The 21,344-nt window shown below is 61.7% G+C and carries 18 protein-coding genes; 12 read left to right on the top strand and 6 right to left on the bottom strand.

The annotated features are described in order from the left end of the window. The first annotated feature begins 38 nt into the window (after positions 1-38). Together tssH and tssE are read left to right on the top strand one after the other, a co-directional pair. Entirely contained in the window at positions 39-2,714 is a 2,676-nt protein-coding gene (gene tssH / locus LDZ28_RS24225; RefSeq protein WP_244829926.1) for a type VI secretion system ATPase TssH, read from the top strand. A gap of 10 nt (positions 2,715-2,724) precedes the next feature. Beyond that, positions 2,725-3,150, top strand: coding sequence for a type VI secretion system baseplate subunit TssE (gene tssE / locus LDZ28_RS24220; protein WP_244831024.1), 426 nt, complete (start codon positions 2,725-2,727; stop codon positions 3,148-3,150). Between the two features lie 57 nt (positions 3,151-3,207). On the opposite strand, the gene LDZ28_RS24215 is transcribed toward tssE, so the two are convergent. Next, positions 3,208-4,266, bottom strand: a complete 1,059-nt coding sequence (locus LDZ28_RS24215; protein WP_244829925.1) for an NAD(P)-dependent alcohol dehydrogenase — start codon at positions 4,264-4,266, stop codon at positions 3,208-3,210. 413 nt (positions 4,267-4,679) lie between these two features. Here LDZ28_RS24215 and LDZ28_RS24210 point away from each other — a divergent pair, with 413 nt between their 5' ends. Continuing rightward, entirely contained in the window at positions 4,680-4,958 is a 279-nt protein-coding gene (locus LDZ28_RS24210; RefSeq protein WP_244829924.1) for a hypothetical protein, read from the top strand. A 17-nt stretch (positions 4,959-4,975) separates the two neighbouring features. Here the strand turns inward: LDZ28_RS24210 and LDZ28_RS24205 are convergent, their stop codons facing one another. Next, positions 4,976-5,296: an HNH endonuclease gene (locus LDZ28_RS24205; RefSeq protein WP_244829923.1), complete on the bottom strand. Its 321-nt coding sequence runs from the start codon at positions 5,294-5,296 to the stop codon at positions 4,976-4,978. Positions 5,297-5,436: 140 nt separating this feature from the next. Here LDZ28_RS24205 and LDZ28_RS24200 point away from each other — a divergent pair, with 140 nt between their 5' ends. Further along, positions 5,437-5,739: a hypothetical protein gene (locus LDZ28_RS24200; RefSeq protein ID WP_244829922.1), complete on the top strand. Its 303-nt coding sequence runs from the start codon at positions 5,437-5,439 to the stop codon at positions 5,737-5,739. A 30-nt stretch (positions 5,740-5,769) separates the two neighbouring features. Here LDZ28_RS24200 and LDZ28_RS24195 read toward each other — a convergent pair whose 3' ends face one another. The 3 genes from LDZ28_RS24195 to LDZ28_RS24185 form a co-directional block, all read right to left on the bottom strand. Further along, on the bottom strand, positions 5,770-6,201 hold the full coding sequence (locus LDZ28_RS24195; protein ID WP_244829921.1) for a hypothetical protein: 432 nt from the start codon (positions 6,199-6,201) through the stop codon (positions 5,770-5,772). 117 nt (positions 6,202-6,318) lie between these two features. Beyond that, positions 6,319-6,531 carry a DUF3079 domain-containing protein gene (locus LDZ28_RS24190; protein WP_244829920.1) on the bottom strand — a complete coding sequence of 71 codons (213 nt, stop codon included), beginning with the start codon at positions 6,529-6,531 and terminating at the stop codon, positions 6,319-6,321. A 116-nt stretch (positions 6,532-6,647) separates the two neighbouring features. Next, positions 6,648-7,853 carry a nitronate monooxygenase family protein gene (locus LDZ28_RS24185; protein ID WP_244829919.1) on the bottom strand — a complete coding sequence of 402 codons (1,206 nt, stop codon included), beginning with the start codon at positions 7,851-7,853 and terminating at the stop codon, positions 6,648-6,650. A 556-nt stretch (positions 7,854-8,409) separates the two neighbouring features. Here LDZ28_RS24185 and cyoA point away from each other — a divergent pair. The 8 genes from cyoA (at position 8,410) to LDZ28_RS24145 (ending at position 16,003) form a co-directional block, all read left to right on the top strand. Next, positions 8,410-9,294, top strand: a complete 885-nt coding sequence (gene cyoA, locus LDZ28_RS24180; RefSeq protein ID WP_244829918.1) for a ubiquinol oxidase subunit II — start codon at positions 8,410-8,412, stop codon at positions 9,292-9,294. Positions 9,295-9,297: 3 nt separating this feature from the next. Continuing rightward, positions 9,298-11,313, top strand: coding sequence for a cytochrome o ubiquinol oxidase subunit I (gene cyoB, locus LDZ28_RS24175; protein WP_244829917.1), 2,016 nt, complete (start codon positions 9,298-9,300; stop codon positions 11,311-11,313). Then, positions 11,314-11,922 carry a cytochrome o ubiquinol oxidase subunit III gene (gene cyoC, locus LDZ28_RS24170; RefSeq protein WP_244829916.1) on the top strand — a complete coding sequence of 203 codons (609 nt, stop codon included), beginning with the start codon at positions 11,314-11,316 and terminating at the stop codon, positions 11,920-11,922. Then, positions 11,922-12,254, top strand: coding sequence for a cytochrome o ubiquinol oxidase subunit IV (cyoD, locus tag LDZ28_RS24165; RefSeq protein ID WP_244829915.1), 333 nt, complete (start codon positions 11,922-11,924; stop codon positions 12,252-12,254). The genes cyoC and cyoD overlap by 1 nt, the downstream gene beginning before the upstream one ends. Positions 12,255-12,443: 189 nt before the next feature. After that, positions 12,444-12,971, top strand: a complete 528-nt coding sequence (locus LDZ28_RS24160) for a 2,4'-dihydroxyacetophenone dioxygenase family protein (RefSeq protein ID WP_244829914.1) — start codon at positions 12,444-12,446, stop codon at positions 12,969-12,971. Between the two features lie 108 nt (positions 12,972-13,079). Next, on the top strand, positions 13,080-14,381 hold the full coding sequence (locus LDZ28_RS24155; protein ID WP_244829913.1) for an MFS transporter: 1,302 nt from the start codon (positions 13,080-13,082) through the stop codon (positions 14,379-14,381). A gap of 15 nt (positions 14,382-14,396) precedes the next feature. Further along, on the top strand, positions 14,397-15,125 hold the full coding sequence (locus tag LDZ28_RS24150; protein ID WP_244829912.1) for an SDR family NAD(P)-dependent oxidoreductase: 729 nt from the start codon (positions 14,397-14,399) through the stop codon (positions 15,123-15,125). A 68-nt stretch (positions 15,126-15,193) separates the two neighbouring features. After that, positions 15,194-16,003 (top strand): IclR family transcriptional regulator, encoded by an 810-nt coding sequence (locus tag LDZ28_RS24145; protein WP_244829911.1) that lies wholly within the window; start codon positions 15,194-15,196, stop codon positions 16,001-16,003. An 11-nt stretch (positions 16,004-16,014) separates the two neighbouring features. Here LDZ28_RS24145 and LDZ28_RS24140 read toward each other — a convergent pair whose 3' ends face one another. After that, positions 16,015-21,042 carry an autotransporter outer membrane beta-barrel domain-containing protein gene (locus LDZ28_RS24140; RefSeq protein WP_244829910.1) on the bottom strand — a complete coding sequence of 1,676 codons (5,028 nt, stop codon included), beginning with the start codon at positions 21,040-21,042 and terminating at the stop codon, positions 16,015-16,017. Positions 21,043-21,344: the final 302 nt, after the last annotated feature.

Raw genomic sequence — 21,344 nt, 5'->3', positions numbered from 1 at the left:
CATATTTCGCCTCCTTCGGTTTTCTTCGCTTTCCCGTTATGACATCCCGAGATTCCACGCAATTGCTTCGCCGGCTCAACCCGCACTGCTCACGTACGCTTGAAGCGGCCGCGAGCCTTTGCCAAACGCGTCTATCCGACGAAATCACGGTCGAGCACTGGCTTTTGAAGCTGATCGAGGCCGATGACGGGGACATTCCGGCGATCCTCAAACACTACGATATCGATGTCGACGCGGTGTGGAACGCACTGCTCGCAGCCATCGATCGGCTGCCACGCAATCTGCGGGGCATGCCTTCGATTTCAATTCAGCTCGCGAGCGTGCTGCAAGACGCGTGGACCTTGGCATCACGCGAGGATATCGACGGCAAGATTCGCTCGGCGCACTTGCTGCGGGCGATCATCGACGCGCCGCACGTGCTGCGTACGAAAGACGCTTGGCCGCTGCTGTCGCTGTCCAGCATGCAGATCGAGGGGTTGCTGCCGCGTCTTGGCCGTTTGTCGTGCGAAAACCGCGTCGACGAACCGGAAGCGGAAGACGAGGCGCGCGAACAGGCAGCATCGGCATCCGAAGAAAATACGTCATCTGCTACACCCGCGCCGCCACGCTCGACCGAAGGCGAAGCCCTTGCGCGCTTTGCTATCGATCTGACAGAAAAGGCCCGCCGTGGCGAGATCGACCCCGTGTTCGGACGGGATCGCGAGATTCAACAAATGATCGACGTGCTCGTGCGCCGTCGCAAGAACAACCCGATCCTCGTCGGCGATCCGGGCGTAGGCAAGACCGCGATTGTCGAAGGGCTGGCCCTGCGTGTCATCGACGGCAGCTTGCCCGCAATCCTGCGCGACGTACGCATTCTCACGCTCGACCTCGGCCTGCTGCAGGCGGGCGCTGGCGTGAAGGGCGAATTCGAGCAGCGTCTGAAGAACGTGATCGACGAAGTGCGCGCATCGAGCACGCCGGTTCTACTGTTCATCGATGAAGCGCATACATTGATCGGCGCGGGCAAGTCAGCAGGTGGATCGGACGCCGCGAACCTGCTCAAGCCGGCGCTCGCGCGTGGCGAACTGCGCACGATTGCAGCAACGACCTGGGCCGAATACAAGGAGTATTTCGAACGCGATGCAGCGCTCGAAAGGCGCTTCCAGCTCGTCAAGGTCGAAGAACCCGGCGACGATGCCGCATGTCTCATGTTGCGCGGCCTTGCCACGCGTTACGCACGGCATCACCACGTGCATATTCGCGACGAGGCACTCGTCGCCGCCGTCAAGCTGTCGCGCCGTTACATTCCGTCGCGGCAGTTGCCGGACAAGGCCGTCGATCTCATCGACACCGCAGCGGCACGGGTTCGCATGGGACTCGATTCGCCGCCAGCCGAACTGCAACGCGCGCGAGCGGCAGTGGCTGCGCTGGAACTCGAGTGCGCGACGCTCGATGCCGACGAGCGCGCCGGCGTTGCCGACGTGGCGGCCCGTCGCGCGGCACTCGATGTATCGATCATGCACGCGAAGCAAGAAGCGAGTGACCTGCAAGCGCGTTATGAACGAGAACTGACGCTCGTGCAGAGTCTACTGGAACAGCGGGGCGACGGCAGCACTAAGCCGCATGCCGATGCCTTGTCGCAAGCCCGCCACGCGCTCGCCGACGCGCAAGGCAAGACTCCGCTCATCTTCGCCGATGTCGACGCCCAAGCCATTGCCCGCGTCGTCGCGGAGTGGACAGGCGTGCCGGTGGGCAGTCTGGTCGAAGACGAGCTTCTGAGCCTGCTCGCGCTGGAGGAGCGCATGGCCGCACGCGTGGTTGCGCAAAACGACGCGCTCGGCACACTCGCGCAAAGCCTGCGCACGGCGAAGGCGGGACTCAAGAGCGAGCACGCGCCGCTCGGCGTGTTCCTGCTGACAGGACCTTCGGGTGTCGGCAAGACCGAAACCGCGCTCGCGCTTGCCGATGTCCTCTTTGGCGGCGAGGCCGCCCTTACGACGATCAATATGTCGGAGTATCAGGAGGCGCACACGGTCTCGCAGCTGAAGGGTTCGCCACCAGGTTACGTCGGTTACGGACGCGGCGGTATTCTGACCGAAGCGGTGCGGCAACGCCCTTATAGCGTCGTATTGCTCGATGAAGTGGAGAAGGCGCATCGCGACGTGCTCGATATCTTCTATCAGGTGTTCGACCGCGGCACCATGCGCGATGGCGAAGGTCGCGAAATCGACTTCCGCAACTGCGTGATTTTGATGACGTCGAATCTTGGCAGCGCGCAGATCGACGAAGTGACGACGGAATATCCGGACATTGCCCAGGCGGCGCTCCTCGATGCGATCCACGAGCCGCTCGTCAAGCATTTTCAACCGGCTTTGCTCGCGCGCTTCCAGACGCTCGTCTACCGGCCATTGGCCGCCGACGCTCTGGCGCAGATCGTTCGGCTGAAACTCGGCAAGATTTCGGACCGCTTGCAAAAGCAGCATGACGTCAATCTCGTCTGCGACGACACGCTCATCGCCTCGCTCGCAGAACTGTGCCTCGCCCGCGAATCCGGCGCGCGCAATGTCGACACGTTCCTCGATCAGCGCATCCTGCCGACCGTTTCGCGCGAACTTCTGACACGTATGGCCACCGGCACGACGCCGGCCGAGGTTCGCCTTGCAAGTTCGGAAGAAGGCAATCTGACGATTGAATTCGTCGATCGCGGCGAAGTTGTCGCTGCACACGGCTGAGCGCTGCGTCATGGCGGCCGGCCCATCGCTCTACGACATGCTCCTCGGTCAGATTGACGGGGAGTCGATCGACCATTTCGACGACCGCACGCTCGAAGCCTTGAGCGTGCAGCAAAACGTGCGGCGTATTCTCAATACGCGTGCGGGCGCACTGAAGCATCTACCAGACTACGGTCTGCCGGATCTGACCAATGTTTATAAGGAGTTGCCCGGCTCGTCACACGCGCTCAAGCAGCAAATGGAAGCAACGCTTTTGAAGTATGAGCCGCGGATTCGTTCTATCGATATCGGCATCTTGCAAAACGACGATCCCGGCTTGCAGGTAAGCTTCGAAATGACTTGTCATTTGAAAAAGACAGGGCTCGTGCGCTTTGGCACGTACTTCGTTCCGCCGGGCGTATTCCGCCTGGAACGTCGCGTTCGCGAAGGTCGCTAAACACCACGGAACAAGCCCGCTCACGCGGGCTCTCCGTTACCTCACCAAATAACTCCCCTACTGCGCCAACGTCCCCATATCCACCACGAACCGATACTTCACATCGCTCTTCAACATACGCTCGTAGGCGTCGTTGATCTGATCCATGCGAATCATCTCGATGTCGGACGTGATCCCGTGCTTGCCGCAGAAATCCAGCATCTCCTGCGTCTCCGCAATACCGCCGATCAGCGAACCCGCAATCGACCGGCGCTTGAAGATCAGGTTGAACACAGCCGGCGAAGGATGCGGATGCTCCGGCACGCCAACCAGCGTCATCGTGCCATCACGCTTGAGCAAGACCATGAACTGGTCGAGATCGTGCGATGCCGCCACCGTGTTCAAAATGAAATCGAAGCTGTTGGCGTGCGCCGCCATCTGCTCCGGGTCTTTCGAGATCACCACCTCGTTCGCGCCGAGACGCTTCGCATCCTCGATCTTGCCCGGTGATGTCGTGAACAAGACGACATGCGCGCCCATCGCCGCCGCCAGCTTCACGCCCATATGGCCCAAGCCGCCCAGTCCGACGACGCCCACCTTGTCGCCCGGCTGCACGTTCCAGTGACGTAACGGCGAGTACGTGGTGATGCCCGCGCACAGCAACGGTGCGACGGCCGCCGGGTCGAGGTTGTCGGGCACCTTCAACGTGAAGGCTTCGTCGACGACCATCGAGGTCGAATAGCCGCCGTACGTCACGCCGCCCGACTTCTTGTCGGGCGAGTTGTACGTCTGCACGAAGCTTTCCGGGCTCTCGCAGAACTGCTCCTCGCCTTCCTTGCAAGACGGGCACACGCGGCAAGAATCGACCATGCAGCCGACGCCCGCCAGATCGCCCACCTTGAACTTCGTCACCTCGGCGCCGACCTCCGCCACGCGCCCGACAATCTCATGGCCCGGCACGACCGGATAGTTCGTGCCGCCCCACTCGTTGCGCGCCATGTGCAGGTCCGAGTGGCAGACGCCGCAAAACAGCACGTCGATGCGGACATCGTTCGGGCCGACATCGCGACGCTCGATTTCAAGCGGGCCGAGCGGTTTGTCGGCGGCGGATGCTGCATAGGAATACGCCTTGCGCATGATTGTTTTCCCTCTTGAGTTTCAGGCTTATGACAGGAACCGCGTCCTTGCGACACCTCAGGGACACGGTCGAAACGGAAGTGCGCGCGAGAGCGCGCATCGTTTTTTTATGTGCGACAACGAACGTTCGCCGCGCTGTCGCACACGTGTTGCGGTGATCTTGCCGATCGCGCCGATGTTTCGGCGGCAAATCGCAACTTCAGTACTGTATGCCTATAAGCATCTTTCTGCACGACCGATGGGGACCTCCCCCGTCCGTCTCCCCGCGCAAGCGGGACTATGCGTGCAAAAGTTGCAGATCTAAGGTTTGGGTAAGCGCGGAAGCCAAGGAACGTGCGGGGCGCTTCCGAACGCAACGGAGTAGCTGGCGTCGGGGCGCCGGCATCGAATCGATATCACACGAGAGCGAGACCATGAATTCGAAGGCGGTAACAGCGAGCATCGACACGCAGAGCGGCACGATAAGCGCCGAGTTTCACGTCGACACGGGGCGGTTGAGAATACTGGAGCGCGGGCTATTGCGCGTGGAACTATTTCCGCCGCATTCGTGGTTCACCATCGCATCGGTGGCCGGGAACAGCCGCTGGGGCACGCGGCCGCGCGAGCGCGACCTGCAACTCGTCGTCGAGAGTTACATCATGCAGCGCTTCGGGATGTCGGCGCTGCGCGCGGATGTCTCGATGGCGCAATGACGCAGACGCGGTCCGCGTCACCGCTTGCGCGCCGAGCGTCGGGTGCGCTGATAAAAACTATTCGGCTTGGTGCGCACCCAGTCGACGAAGCTGCGCACTGCTTCGTCCTGCATGAGCGCGTCGATGGTGGCGAATCGTTGCGCGAGTTCCTTCTCGGTAAAGAGCGCATGCAGTTGCCGATGACAGATGCGATGCAGCACCGCTGTCTGCCGTCCGCCCTGCGACTTCGGCACGAGATGATGCAGGTCGCGCTCGGACGCGGGCACGGGCCGCCCGCATAGCGCGCACGTTTCTTCCGGTAACGGCCGATACCACGGTTCGGGCGCGGGCTTTGCCATTCGGCTCCTTTTCTGGCGCTGCGTCGTTGCGTTGGAACTGATCGTTTCGAGTGTACGCCGAGGCTGTTTTGTTTTCTGGCCGGACGTGGCACCATGGAACTGCTAGCTCACCGCTCACGCAAGTCGACGTCGGAGAAGCCATGGAAGTGACCATCAACGAATTGGCCGGCCTGCTCGAAGAACTGGAACAAGAAGATCCGGTCGATTACGGCGACCTGCCGTTCGGCGAACCGGAACTGCGCCGTCTCGTGTTGACTTCGCTTCTGGAACGGCATCGCGGTCTGCAAGACAGCGGCCTCAATCCCGGCGATGTCAGCCTCACCTACATGCTCACCACCGCGCTGCTCGTGCTCGAAAACCTCGTGCTGCATGCGCGCATCATGCTGCTGCAAGGTCAGCGCATCGACGTGAATGCGCTGTTGCGGAAGTATTCAGGCAGTTGAGTTCCGCGACAGACTTTCGATAAGATCGGCTCAGCCGCGCGGTCCCGAGGGCGGACGATAGCCGGGAATACGCATCAGCGCTTCGTGGCACGAGACGGCGAGCGCCGCGAGACGGTCCACGCTTGCACGCATGTCCACCTGCGTCTGCGCGATCGTTTGACGCAATGCGTCGAGCCGCGGCGTGATGGTGTCGTCTATCGTCTCGCCCTGGCTTCCCAGCAGAAGGATAGCTTCCGCGTCCTCGCGCATCTCGCGCAATTCCATGATCGTCACCTTGCTCTGCGCCTGCACGCGTGCATGTGCTTCGGCAATTGCGCCAAGCCCCATGCGGCGCATGCGTTCGACGAGCTCGCGCATCGAGCGCATGGCGAGTTCACCGGCACCGTAAGCCATGAATTCGACATCGTCGATAGACAGGGAAAGACGGCCTTCGGGAGATTCGAATTCGAGCTTCGTGGACATGTCGGGCATCGCTGTGTTTATGAGATGCCCGAATTCTAGGGATGCAGCCTGCGCCTGAGGTTCGGATTAGTTCTAAAGCGCTGGTCGCCGCGTCGATTGATCTATTTCGAGAACGCGTTACTTGGCGGATGGCGCGACGGAAGTAGCGTTTTCGAGCACGCAGAGATCCCAATCGCCGAACTCGTACCAGTCTTCTCCGAGCAATTCCGCCGGATGCTGCGTGCGATTCGAGCCATTGCCGCAGCGCATCGCTTTCTCGGAGCAGTAGTGGTCGCAGCCCCAGCAGTTACGCTCCGGGTGGCTGGGGTGAAGGGGAAATCGCTTCGCCATGGTCGACATGCTCCTGTTGCAATGGTCACGCAGGTTAGGTCGAAAGCCTCGCGCGCATCAATAGGAGCAGGGCCGACCTTCGTTGCGCGGCGCGAAGAACATCGTTTCGGCGGAATTTATCGGAGGCTCAGAACCGGCTTCGTCGCTCCGGTCAGAAGAAGCTCGATCAAGTCGCGCACGCTGCGAATGGCCGGACCGAATGGCAAGGTTTCACGTCCACGGAAGAAGAGGCCGTTGTTGACATCGCCACGCAAAGCCGCCGCAAGCCGGGTATCGATACAGAAGTGCCCGAACTTCTCGATGCCATCACGCAAACCGCATGCGCTCAAACATTCGAGCGCCGACGGACACGTCTGCTCGCGCGCGCCGATCTTCATGCGGATGCGCTCCTCGTTGCGCAAATAGCGCATGAGCCACGGCGTCTTGACCGCACGCGCGGGCAACCCCGTCACGCTGATGAACTCCACGATGTCTTCCGGCGTCGCTTCGGTGAGCACGCGCTTGAACTCGGGATGCGCGTCGCCTTCCTTGGTGACGGCAAAGGGCGTTCCAATCTGCACGCCATTCGCGCCCGCCGCCAGCCACTTGCTCACCGCTTCATGACTGTTGATGCCGCCCGCGACGATCACCGGCACTTCGCCTCGGTTCAGCCCGAGCGATTCGAACACGGTCTGCAGTTCGCCGAGTACACGTTCGAAGCCGAAGCGCTCGTTGTGCATGTCGGCGACGTCGTTGACGCCGAGATGTCCGCCCGCATGCGCGGGATGTTCGATCACGATCGCGTCGGGCAGGCGGCCTTTCTTCATCCACTTCTTCAGCACGAGCGCGACGCCGCGACTGTCCGAAAGTATGGGAATGAGCGCAATGTCGTGGCCTTGCGTGAGATCGGGCAGGTCGAGCGGCAAGCCCGCGCCCATGACGATTGCGCCCGCGCCTTGCTCGCACGCGACGCGCACGTAGTCGGCGTGCGCGCGCACGGCTTTCATGACGTTGACTGCGATCATGCCGCGCCCTTGCGACAGTTCACGCGCGGCCTGAATCTCGCGTTCCAGCGCGATGAGATTGACGCGTTCGAGCGTATCGCGCGACGGATCGGTGCGGCACATCGCGAGCAGATCCTCATGATGATGCCGCAGGTCGATGCTCGCAATCGTGCCGAGCGCGCCCTCTCTCGCGACGCTGCCCGCCAGCCGATGCGCCGACACCCCAACGCCCATGCCGCCCTGCACGATAGGCAAGAGCGTGCGACCGCGAATGACGAGCGGTGCAAACAAATGTGAGGAAGCGCGCGACGCGCCGTTTTCAGCTTGATGTCGATTCATGATTGGACTGCCCGAATAAAATGCGCTGCGTGATTCGATTCCACCTGCGCTTGCACCCGATGGTATGGGCAGCTTTCTCGCTCGACAATCGCATGTCACGCGCTGATATTGACGAATGTCACACGAGGCCTTTCTTTGGATCGGGTATGCGCGAGGTTGCGCGTCTTGCGAGACCGCTTTTCTACTCATCCCAACCGGCACCATCACCTCTTGCAACATGATTTGACACACGATTGCCAGTCGTCTGTCAGCATGGCACACCGTCTAGTTAATTCGTTTTGCTTAGGCCTTGGACAAGACCGCTCCAAAACAATAAAAGCCGCTAAAATAAGCGCTTCGCTTGCGAAAAATCAAGCCTTCAAGACATATAAATTCGTCACAAATTAAGCGGGCAATAAGCGTTCGCGTGACACAGCGTCGCACGCACTTCAAATGAAACGCTTTTCCATAGATTAGCGTTTTCGTGCTCAATGCTGCATGGCATCATCGTGGCGCGGCGCAACGCCGTGCACGGCGTTCTTCCAGAACGCTTCGATCAAAGAAACCAGCGAATGCAATGAATGAGAAAACCAAACGTTTAGCAGCGCCACTGTTAGCGGGGGTGGCCAGTCTCTGTCTCTCGGGATGCAAGCTGGAAGTGTTGGACTCGAAGGGCAGCATCGGCAAAGCGGAAGCTTCGTTGATCGCTCTTTCGACTTACACCATGCTTCTCGTCGTCATCCCGGTCATTTTGATGACCCTGTTCTTCGCGTGGCGCTATCGCGCGTCGAATAAGAACGCTACCTACGCGCCCAAATGGACGCACTCCACGGCAATCGAAATCGTCGTCTGGGCGATTCCCGCTGTCATCATCCTGTACCTCGGCATTCTGACGTGGAAAACCACGCATGAACTCGATCCGTACAAGCCGCTTCAATCGGATGTCAAGCCGATCAACGTAGAAGTCGTCGCGCTCGACTGGAAGTGGCTCTTCATCTATCCGGATCTCGGCATTGCGTCGGTGAACCAGTTGGCCATTCCCGTTGGCACGCCGGTGAACTTCCGCATCACGTCGGATTCGGTGATGAACTCGTTCTTCATCCCGCAACTCGGCGGCCAGATCTACGCAATGGCCGGCATGCAGACGAAGCTGCATCTGCAAGCGGATCACGTGGGCGACTATGCGGGCATCTCCGCGAACTACAGCGGTCAAGGCTTCTCCGACATGAAGTTCCGTGCGCTCGCCATGTCTTCCGCCGATTTCGATGCATGGCAGAAGAAGGTCAAGACCGCGCCCGCGCGTCTGGACATGGACGTCTACGCCGGCGTCGCGAAACCGAGCGAGAAAGATCCGGTGAAGTACTTTTCCACCGTCGATCCCAAGCTCTTCAACAACATCGTCGGCAAGTACAACAACGGCCGTTTCGATGTCAACGGCGAAAACTGCGTAACCAAGGGGTAAGCCATGTTTGGCAAATTAACGCTCGAGGCGATCCCGTACCACGAACCCATCATCATGGGGGCGACGGTCCTCATGGCGATCATGGTGATCGGTGCGGCCGCCCTTCTCACTAAATTCGGCAAATGGGCCTGGCTCTGGAACGAGTACCTGACGTCGACGGATCACAAGCGCATTGGCGTCATGTATCTCGTCGTGGCGGGACTCATGCTGGTGCGCGGCTTCGCGGACGCCATCATGATGCGCGTGCAGCAAGCCATCGCGCTGAATAATCCCGGCATCTTCCCGCCGCATCACTACGACCAGATTTTCTCGGCCCACGGCACCATCATGATCTTCTTCATGGCCATGGCGCTGCTGGTCGCATTCTTCAACCTCGTGGTGCCTTTGCAGATCGGCGCGCGCGACGTGGCGTTTCCGTTCATCAACTCGCTGTCGTTCTGGATGACGGCCGTGGCCGCCGTCCTGATCAATCTCTCGCTCTTCATCGGCGAGTTTTCGAAGACGGGCTGGCTCGCGTATCCGCCGCTCTCCGAGACGCAATTCAGTCCGGGCGTCGGGGTCGATTACTACATCTGGGCCTTGCAGATTTCCGGCGTCGGCACGTTGCTGACGGGCGTGAACTTCTTCGTCACCATCGTGAAGATGCGCGCACCCGGCATGACGTGGATGAAGCTGCCCGTGTTCACATGGACGGCGTTCTGCTCGAACGTGCTGATCATGGCGACGTTCCCGATCCTGACCGTCGCGCTCGCGCTGCTCGGTCTCGACCGCTACCTCGGCATGCACTTCTTCACGAACGACGGCGGCGGCAACCCGATGGTGTATCTGAACCTGATCTGGGCTTGGGGTCACCCCGAGGTCTACATTCTGATTCTGCCGGCTTTCGGCATTTATTCGGAAGTGGTCTCGACGTTCTCGAAGAAGCCGCTGTTCGGCTACAAGACGATGGTCTACGCGACGTGCTGCATCATGGTGCTGTCGTTCCTCGTGTGGCTGCACCACTTCTTCACCATGGGTTCGGGCGCCAACGTCAATGCCTTCTTCGGCATCATGACGATGATCATCTCCATCCCGACCGGCGTGAAGATCTTCAACTGGCTGTTCACGATGTACCGTGGCCGCATCCAGTTCACAACGCCCGTGTTGTGGACCATCGGCTTCATCATCACGTTCACGCTCGGCGGCATGACGGGCGTCATGCTGGCCATTCCCGGCGCGGACTTCGTGCTGCACAACAGCCTCTTCCTGATCGCGCACTTCCATAACGCGATCATCGGCGGCGTGGTGTTCGGCTACTTTGCCGGCGTGCAGTACTGGTGGCCGAAAGTGTTCGGCTTCAAGCTGGACGAAAAGCTCGGCCGCAACGCCTTCATTTGCTGGTTCGTAGGCTTCTTCGTGGCGTTCGTGCCCATCTACATCCTCGGCTTCATGGGCATGACGCGCCGTATCAACCACTACGACAACCCCGCATGGCAGCCGTATCTGATGGTCGCGGCTGCGGGCGTCGGCATCATCGCGTTGGGCGTGGCCTTCCAGGTCGCGCAGATCGTAGTCAGCGTGATTCGCCGCAACCAGCCGGCGTATCGCGATGTCACGGGCGACCCGTGGAACGGCCGCACGCTCGAATGGGCGATCAGCTCGCCGCCGCCGGTCTACAACTTCGCGCATATTCCAGCCGTGCGTGAACTCGACGAGTTCGCCCACATGAAGGAAACCGGCCGCAGCATGGCCGATCAGGGACCGTACCGCGCCATCCACATGCCGTCGAACACGAGCGCGGGTCTTGTCGTCGGCGTGTTCGCGCTGGTGCTCGGCTTTGCCGCCATTTGGCATATCTGGTGGATGGCTATCGTCGGTCTGGTCGGCATTGCCGCGACCGTCATCGGCTACAGCTTCCGTGCGAACGCTGGCTACATGATCCCCGCCGCGACCGTCAAGGCGACCGAAGAGCGGAACCGTCCGCCGAAGTCGCCTGCAAAGACCGGCGTCGCGCGCGACCTGGAACTGGAGGTGCTGTAAATGTCGCAATCGACACTATCCGCGCATCACGCGCATGACCATGAGCACGAACACTCGTCGCATTCCGTGTTCGGCTTCTGGGCCTACCTGATGACCGACTGCGTGCTGTTCGCCTCCCTTTTCGCGACCTTCGCGATGATGGGGCATCAGTTCGCGGGCGGCCCGACGGCAAAGGATCTCTTCAATCTCAACGATGTCGCGATCGAAACCGCGCTGCTGCTCACGAGCAGTCTGACGTTCGGCTTTGCGATGATCTTTGCGCAACGCAAGAAGACGGGCGCCGTGCTCGCGTGGCTCATCGTCACGTTTCTGCTGGGCGCGGGCTTCCTGTGGCTGGAACTGCACGAGTTCGCGCATCTGATCGCCGAAGGCGCCAGCCCTCAGCGCAGCGCGTTCTGGTCGTCGTTCTTCACGCTCGTCGGCACGCATGGTCTGCACGTCACCCTCGGCATGATCTGGCTGATCGTGCTTGCGGTGCAGATGATCGCCAAGCCGGGCATGGGCGAACGCGAACTTCGCCGGCTCGCCTGTCTGAGCCTTTTCTGGCACTTCCTGGACATCGTCTGGATTTGCGTGTTCTCCTTCGTCTACCTTGCGAGCCTCGTCTAATGGCACATACGCATTCAACACATGGCGATATCCCGCATGTCAGCGTGCGTGGCTATCTGATCGGCTTCGTGCTGGCGGTTGTGCTGACCTTGGCGTCGTTCTGGCTCGTGATGTCGGGCACGTTCAGCGGCGAGCGCGCGATCACGGTGCTTGCAGTGCTGGCCGCCGTGCAGATGGTCGTCCACGTGGTTTTCTTCCTGCACGTGAACGCATCGAAGGGGCAGCGCTGGCACGCCTTGTCGTTCGCCTATACGATTCTGATGTCGCTCGTCGTTGTCGTCGGAACGGTATGGGTTATGCATAACGTCCACATGCTGATGATGGCGCGTTAAGCCCATCGGTCCTTCCCAAGGAACCGTATTGCTGCGTCAAAGCGGACCTGCCTCGCAGGTCCGCTTTTTTTTCGTCGGTGCGAATCTCTATTTTTAAGCGCGTGATGAATCTTGACAATTTGTCGCAGCCGCGTGAATATCTGTCCATAATTTGGTTTAACCATCCACAATATGGACAAGGAGACGCGAATGCCCGCGCCCAAGAATTCGGCGGATGCCCTCACGCCGTATCAATATCCCAATCCCAAGGAAGCGCAGAAGGAAATCGTCGTGAGTCACGCGATTCCAACCGACGAGCGCGAGTGGGTCCCGCAAGCCGAGAACGTCTGGTTTCGTCCGCTGTGCCTCAATGTGTCGACCGGTTACTGGATGAACCTGCTGCGCGTGCGCAAGTCGGGCGTGCTGTCGCGTCACCGTCATCCGCAAGCCGTGCACGGCATGGTGCTCAAGGGGCGCTGGCGCTATCTGGAGCATGACTGGGTTGCAACTGAAGGCAGCTACGTGTTCGAGCCGCCCGGCGAAACGCACACGCTTTACGTGCCCGAAGACGTCGAGGAAATGATCACCTACTTTCAGGTGAACGGCGTGATGTTCTATTGCGATCCGTACGGCAACTACACCGGTTATGAAGACGTGTTCACGAAGGTGGACATGTGCCGCAAGCATTACGAAGCCGTTGGACTGGGCGCGGATTTCGCCGATCAGTTCATTCGCTGAATAACGCTTGAAGCAACGGCTTGAAGCACAGTCTGAAGCAACGCAATTCCCTAGCACCTTTTGCCAACCGAACCGAAGCATAAAAACAAGGCTCTCGGAGGAGACAACATGCAGAGTAAATCGCCGCGCCTGAAGCGCATACAGTGGGTCGCGCTCACGTTCCTGACGCTTGCCGGAATCGTGAACTATCTCGACCGCAGCACGCTTTCCATCGCGAATCATTCGGTCACACAGGAGCTGGGGCTGTCCGCATCGCAGATGGGCTTGCTGCTCTCAGCATTCTCGTTCGCGTACGCGTTTTCGCAGTTGCCCATCGGCGTGATGCTCGATCGCTTCGGCGCGCGCATCATGCTCGGGCTCGGCATGTTCGTGTGGTCGGTGGCGCAGTTGTTCGGCGGCCTCGTCACGACGCTGCATCAGTTTCTCGCGGCCCGCATCGCACTCGGTATCGGCGAGGCGCCTCAATTTCCGGCGGGCGCCAAGGTGGTCAGCGAATGGTTCGCGCAGCGCGAACGCGGCAAGCCGACCGGCATCTTCGTGACGTCGTCGACCATTGGCCCGGCGCTCGCTCCGCCCATTCTCACCGTGTTGCTGCTCAACTTCGGCTGGCGCAACATGTTCGTCATCATGGGCGTACTCGGCATCATGGTGTCGGTGGGCTGGTATGTGGTGTACCGGAACCGCAAGGACATCACGCTCGATGCGCAGGAAGTCGCGCATCTGACCGAAGGCGAACCCGCACAGCGCGCCGAACGCAATATGACGTTCGCGGAATGGCGCGGTCTCTTCGGCAAGGCGACGACCTGGGGCATGATCTTCGGCTTCATGGGCGTGATCTACATGGTGTGGCTATATCTCACGTGGCTGCCGGCGTATCTCGAACACGAGCGCCATCTGACGATTGCGAAGACCGGCTGGGTCGTGACCATCCCCTATCTTGCCGGCACGCTCGGCATGCTGTCGTCGGGCTTTATCGCCGATGGTCTGATGGCGCGCGGCGTCGCACCCATTCGCAGCCGCAAGTGGCCGATCTGCTCGGGTCTCATCGGCGGCGCGCTCTTCACGGTGCCGGCCGCGTTCACACCGAATCTGACGCTCGCCATCGTGTATTTGTCGGCGGCAATGTTCTTCGTCAACATGGCGAGCGGCGCGGCGTGGGCGCTCGTCTCGGTCGCGGCTCCGCGTCATATGGTGGCCTCGCTCGGGAGCATCCAGAACTTCGGCGGTTACTTCGGCGGTTCGTTCGCGCCGTTCATCACCGGGCTCGTGGTCGACAAGACGCATTCGTTCGTCAACGCGTTCCTGATCAGCGCGGGCGTGGCGTTCGCCGCCGCGCTCGTGTACATGTTCGTCGTGCGCTCGCCGATTCAGGATTCCGAGGCGCAAGCCGCCGCCGTTCCCGTCGTCTGATCATTCAAGCTACTCATGACCTTTCAACCTGATCTGTACAAAGGCAAGACCGTCGTCGTGACGGGCGGCACGCAAGGTATCGGCGCGGGCATCGCGCAGGAATTCGCGACGCTCGGCGCGCGCGTCATCGCGGCGGGTATCGCGCCGACGGCAGCCCAGAAGGACGCGCTCGGCGCGGAAATTGAAGTCGCCGCGCTCGATGTCGCCGATGCCGCCAGCACCGCCGATCTTTTCGCGCGTCTCGATTCGCTCGACGTGCTCGTCAACTGCGCGGGCATGATCAAGCGTGGCGACGAGCACGACATCGAAACCTTCGAGCGCGTGATCGCCGTGAATCTCAACGGCACCATGCGGATGTGCTCGGCGGCGCGACCGTTACTCGCGAAAAGCCGGGGATCGATCGTCAACACGGCGTCGATGCTGACGTTCTTCGGCGGCGGTCTCGTGCCCGCGTACAGCGCGAGCAAGGGCGGCGTCGCGCAGTTGACGAAGTCGCTCGCGATTGCTTACGCGGCAGAAGGCATTCGCGTGAACGCGGTCGCGCCCGGCTGGATTGCCACGCCGCTTACGCAGGCGCTGCAGGAGGACGACGGCCGCTCGCAAGCCATTCTCGAGCGCACGCCCATGAAGCGCTGGGGCTTGCCGGAGGATGTCGCGCGCGTGGTGGCGTTTCTGGCGTCGCCGGCGGCGTCGTTCATGACGGGAACGGTCGTGCCGGTTGATGGCGGCTATCTGATCGCCTGACGCGCCAATCGACGGATCACGCGGCGTGCCGATATACTCGGCGCGCCGTCGCACTCAGGTTTCCAAAAATGTCCGCAGCTTCCGACTCCTCTTCCTCCTCCTTCGACGCGGCGAAAGCCAACGGCACCGCCGCGTTCTCGAAGTTCATGGTGGTGCTGCAACTCATCGCCGATGCCGACGAACCGCCAACCGTCGCCAGCCTCACGGCGGGATCGGGTTATCCGCGTCCGACGGTGTATCGCATCGTCGGCGCGCTGATTGCCGAAGGGCTCGCGGTCGAGAGCGCACGTGGCGGAAGTTATGCGCTCGGCCCGCGTCTGATGTCGCTTGCGAGCCGAAGCTGGGAGCGCTCCGATCTGCGCATCGCCGCCACCGACGCGTTACAGGCTCTGCGCGACAGTACGCAGGAAACCGTGCATCTCGCCGTGCGCAGCGGCGCGGAGATGGTGTATATCGAAAAGCTCGAAAGTCCTCATGCGGTGCGCATGGCTTCGCGCATCGGCACGCGCGTCACGCTCTATTCGAGTTCAGTGGGCAAGGCGTATCTGTCGACGCTCGGTCGTGCCGAGCGCGATGCGTTGTTGCAAGGCATGGCGTTCGAGCGCTTTACGTCGAATACGATCACCGAGCGTCGCGCGCTCGATGCGGAACTCGATGCCTGCCACGCGCGCGGCTATGCGGAAGACCGCGAGGAAAACGAAGCGCAGATTTTTTGTTATGGCAGCGCGATCGTCGGGGCGAACGGCACGACGCTCGGCTGCGTAAGCGTGAGCATTCCGCTGTTCAGAAAGAGCGCGACGCCTGTCGAAACTTATATCGAACCGCTCAAGGCCGCGTGCCGCGCGATCGGGGAGCGCATGAGTCCGGGTACGCGCTGACGCGCGCGTGCTCACCAGATGTACCGCGCGCCCAGCAAACCTTGATAGCTGCGATAACCGCCGTCGCCTTGCTGGTAGCCGAGGTTGCCCCACAGACGCCAGTTCCGCGCGAGTTGCGCCTGCGCGCCGACCTTTACTTCGAGGCGATTTCTCGGGCCGTCCTGCGACACCACGATCTGATTGAAGGCGATGGAATTGCCGCTCGTGTCGTGCCACCAGTTGACTTCCAGATACGGCAGCCAGCCCGGCGCCGCGGCCGATCCCGGCGCGTGAAAAACGCGCATGCCCACGCGCGTCGTCAGTGCATTGATATTGCCGCCATGGACGATCGTGCCCCCAGACTCCACGTGATCGTCGGCGGCATAGTTCGAATAGATGACTTGCGCTTGCGGCTCGATCAGCACCGGGCCGCTCGACGTCTGACCTACCGCGAACGCCCATCCGCCTTCGACCGATCCGCCCCACGTATGGCTCGCGTAGCTCTCGCCATTCAGTTGCGCGCCCTTGACCGTGTTGTCGAAGTGCGCATATTGCAGCCACGTATCCACGTAAGGTCCGACAGGCGAAAGCGCATTCGCGCGCCAGGTCGCGTAGACGCCGGCGCTCGCGCCGTTCACATTGCCTCGCGCGGTGGCGGGATTGTTACGCGCAGTGGCATCGGTCGTCGACGAACCATAACCCGCCATGATGCCCGCCTGCCAATGCTGCGCGTTCGACACGCGATGCAGCAAGTCGATGCCCGCCTGAAAGAGCGCGGTGTCGGTGGATTCGGCAAGCCGCCCGCCGGCCGCGTTGCCGTCGGTGTGCGCGGCACGAGTGCGCACCCAGGCCGTCGATTCGTTGCCGCTCATGCCATCCACGGCGAAGGGATCGGGGAAGCCCGCGCGGTCGTGCAAGGTCATGACGAACATGTCGCGCGCCGCTGCCTGATTGCCAAGATAGCCGCCCGGCTCGGGTCGTGGCGCGGGTGTCGGTGTCGGCGACGGTCCGTCCGTCAAGGTTCGCAAATACCAGTTGCCATCGGCGGGTGTGCTCGCGCCGCCTTTGTACAGGTTGTATTCGTATGGACCCGCGACGACGCGGCCATCGAGCGTGAACTGGCCGTTCGACTGACCATCCACCTGAACGATGCGGATTCCGTTGCTCGTTATCGCCCCCGCGCCGCCTGCGTTCCGCACTTTCACGGCGGTCTGACCGGCACTGTCGCCATGCACGATCAGGCGATCTGTCGCGGAACCGTCGCTGCCCAGCGCCGTGCTCAACGTCAGCAATCCGTTGTTGCCGATGTAGTTGCCCGCGACCGTCAACGTACTCGTGGGCGTCGGGCTGCTCATGCGGATTTCGCCGTTGTTCGTCAACGTTCCGCCGATACTGAACGCGCCAGCCGCGGCATTCGCGAAACCGGGCGCTGCATCCGCGACCGCGAGCAATCCGTTGTTCACCACCGCGCCGCCCACGCCGCCATAACCGCCGAATGTCGCGCCCTGCGCCACCGATACTTGGGGCGTGTTCGGCAATTGCGCGTTGTCGGTCAGGATGAGCGCGCCCGAATTCACTTGAGTGGTCCCGCTGTATGTCTGGCTGCCCGGCAGCAATAGCGCGCCAGAACCTTGCTGCGTCAACGCGCCGGTTCCGCTGATCGAGTGGCCATAGACGTAGCGATCGCTGCGATTGAACACCAGCGCGCCGTTGTTGACGATATCGCCCGCGACGCTGCCCGACGCGCCGCCCGTGCCGAGCTGCAGCACGCCCGCGTCAATGGTGGTCGGCGCCGTGTAAGTGTGGTCCGCGCTCAGAATCAACCGGCCGGCGCCGGTTTTCGTAAAGCCGCCCGAGCCGCTGATGACACCGTCGAACACGGTGTTCGTACTGTAATTTGCCGTGAGCGTTGCCGTGCCGAGCGAGACGTTGCCCGCGCCTGCGAGGCTCGTGACCTGCTGACTGAAACCGTTCAGATCGAATGTCGTGCCCGGCGACAACATCACGCGCGAACTCGGCGCGATGACATTCTCCGCCCCGGCTTGCAGCGTCCCGCCTTCGATCAGCGTCGCGCCGGTGTACGTGTTCGCCTTTGACAATTGCAACGTGCCCGCGCCTGCCTTGGTGAGCGTCTTGCCATCCCAGCCCGTCGTCTGATTGGCCGTCTCATTGGCGAGAACGACGTCCATGTCGAACGAATCGCCGGGTTGCACGAGCGTGAAGACGCCGTTCGCCGTCGCGGGCGTCGTCCCGTGCGCGGCATACCACGTGAGCCCGACGCCCACGTTGTAGTTCTGGGCGGTATAAGCGGACGAGAGCGTCAGGAAATCGACGGAACTGGCCGTGCCGCCGATGCGCGTCGATGCGAACGTTCCACTGAGCCCGCCGGGCGTGGTCGCGTGGATTTCCGTGAATGCGCCCGCTGCCAGTTGCGCGGCGCTCGTCGCGGGCGCTGCCGTGTAACCCGCGAGGTTGAAGATCGCGCCAGGACCGATCGATGCCGTGCTCGCCGAGATCACCGGTTCGGCAACCCCCGCGATGCTGGACAGTGTGCCGGTCATGGTGAAGGCGCGGCCGACTTCGAGCTGGCTGCGGCTCGACAGCGCCGTGGTCGCGCCGGACGCGGTGGTCCAGTCGGCCGCAGTCGTGAACGCGCCAGTTTGCAAAAGCCGTAATGTGCCGGCTTCGACGCTGACCGCGCCTTGCGTCGAACCGGAGGCGGCGAGATTCGCCGCGCCGACGCCCGTTTTCAAGAGCGCGCCTGAGCCGCTCAGTGTGTTGAGCATCAGGGCGTCGTTGGCGAAATCCAGTTGCAGGATGGCGTTATTCGTCACCGCGCCTGCGCCGAGTGCGGTCCCGGTTGCCGCGATCAGCTTGCCCGTAGCGATGGTCGTGCCGCCGCTATACGTGCTCGCGCCACTCAGGCTCAGGGTCGCCGGGCCGGTTTTCACCACGCTTCCGCTACCGCCGATCGTGCCGCTGAAAGCGGTATCGGCGAGATTGACGGCGGTGAGCGCCGCACCGCCGAGCGCGATTGCGCCCGCGCCGCTCAACTGGTTGATTTGCTGCGCGAAGCCGTTCATGTCGAGCGTGGCGCCGCTCGCGATGTTGACATTGCTGCTGGTCGCGAGCGAGTCCGTCACATCGGTTCTCAGCGTGCCGCCGTCGATCAGCGTGCCGCCGGTGTGGATTAGCGGCGCCGATACGATCAACAGGCCCGGACCTGTCTTCGTCAAGGTGCGGCCGTCCCAGCCGCTCGCGAAGACACCGACCCGGTCAGCCAGCGGCACGTCGAGGTTGAAGGTACTCGCGGCATCGGCGAGAGTGAAGGTGCCGTTGGCGATAGCGGCCGGTGCGCGCCACGTCAGGCCGAAGCCAACGTTATAGTTCAGGCCATCGGGGCTTTTCGCGCCGGTGAGCGTCAGGTAATCGGCGGGGCCTTGCGTGCCCGAGAAGCCGACGCTGGCGAAATCGCCCGAGATCCCGCCTGTCGTCCGAATGATGTTGAATTGCGTGCTCGTAAGCGCGCTGGCCGTATTGGGCGCGTCGGCTCCGAAACCGCTCACGGTCAGCGCGCCCCTGAGTGTCGCCGTGCTGGCCGTGATGATCGGCTGCACCTTTCCTATGCCCACGTTCAGCGCCGAGCCTACTTCCTGCGTGAAGTCCGTGGCGATTTGCAGACTCGACTTGTCCGAGATGCTTGTCGTCCCACCGACGCGCGTGGTGTATACGCCGGCGTTGAAGGCACCCGGATGGTCGAAGCCGAGCGTGCCCGCTTCGACAACCACCGTGCCTTGGCTAGAGCCGGCTTTCGTCAGGTGAGTGGCGCCACTGCCAGCCTGAATGAGTGTGCCGTTGCCGACGATCTGCCCCGCGAATGTCGCCACCGTATTGCGATTGAAGCGCAGCATGCCGTTGTTCACGACGTCGCCGTCGAGCGAGCCGCCCGCGCTGCCAGTACCGATCGTGAGGCTGCCGCTGTTCTGCACCGTGCTTGCCCCGCCATGCTGCGTGAGCGTGCCGCCGAGCGTCAGATCGCCGATCACGTTGAGCGCGTCCGGCGTCGTGCCACCTATCGCGATGTTGCCGGTCAGCGTCCAGACGCTCTTCACGCCCGAGGTGAGCTGGCTCAATCCCGGCCCGCGGCCCGTCGCGATGTTCCCGGACTGCACGGCCGAGCCGGTCAACGCGAGCGTGTTTCCCAATCCTTCGATGTCGAGGATATTGTCATTCGCGCCTTGCAGCGACGACCCCGTTCCCAGCGTCACGCGATTGTTCGAACCGACGAGAAGAATCGCCGCCGATCCCGCACTCGCGATTTTGCCGTTATTGACGAGTGTGCTGTCCTGTTGAAGTTGAACACCTGCGCCAACGGTGCTCTGGATGCTTCCGGTCGGGCTGTTCACGACCGACATCGGAAGCGTTCCGGTGTTGACCACGCCAGCCTGATAACCGGTTATCGATCCGTCGTTGTTGATGACGACCGAGCCTGTCTCGACGAATATTCCGTCGCCATAGGTCGCATCGCCCACGCCGGAAGCAATCGATGCCTTCGCGTGATTGTTGATGATCACCGTTCCCGTCGAGCCGATATAGACGCCATTGGGCGTTTGCTTGATGGGCCCGGCGACCGCGCCATTGACCGTGCCGAAGTTGTCGAACGTCCCCCCCGACGCGTCGATATACGCGACACCGTGACTGGTTCGTGCGCTTATGTCGCCACGGTTGATCAGATCGTTGGAATTTCCGCCGCCGTCGAAAAGCACGCCGAACGTATTGCCGAGCAGCGCGCCGCCCGCGTTATTGGTGAGCGTGGCGGGCACATAGAATTTGATCGCGGCCGCCTGGTTGTCGACCGCACTGACGATGACTCCCGCGTTGTTGAACGTGACAGGCGCGATGGCCGTGACATCGATTGCGTTCTCGGACTGCGTTGTGATAGTCGTGCCCGGAGGAACCACATAAGAGCTGTCATCCGATAAGACAGCGCCCGTCGTGCTCGACGCAACCTGTCCCGCTTGGGAGGGCGTCGCGAACCCAATCAGGGCGGCGGCCGCCAATGGACGCAGTCTCGTGTTGAACGATGCGCAATGACGTGTTCGAGCGCGACGTGTTTTCATGCGAATCGGCCTCGCCCCGGTGCGTCGTGTTCATGCCGGCGTTTGTACAAGTAATACTTCGGCTTATCGTTACGAATCTCCGGTGCTTTACCGGGGTGTAAGCGACCCGTGTCATTCTAGGACACAGTTCCCGATAAAATTCTCGTTACCTAGGATCACTTATGAAATTAGCTTCGCTTATTTTGTTAATGATCGCAGACGTCTTACCGTTCGATGTCATGTCTGCCATGCAGACTCGGAAC

It is taken from the genome of Caballeronia sp. TF1N1 (assembly GCF_022878925.1).
Lineage (GTDB): Bacteria > Pseudomonadota > Gammaproteobacteria > Burkholderiales > Burkholderiaceae > Caballeronia.
This window is presented reverse-complemented; position numbering and strand designations above follow the sequence as displayed.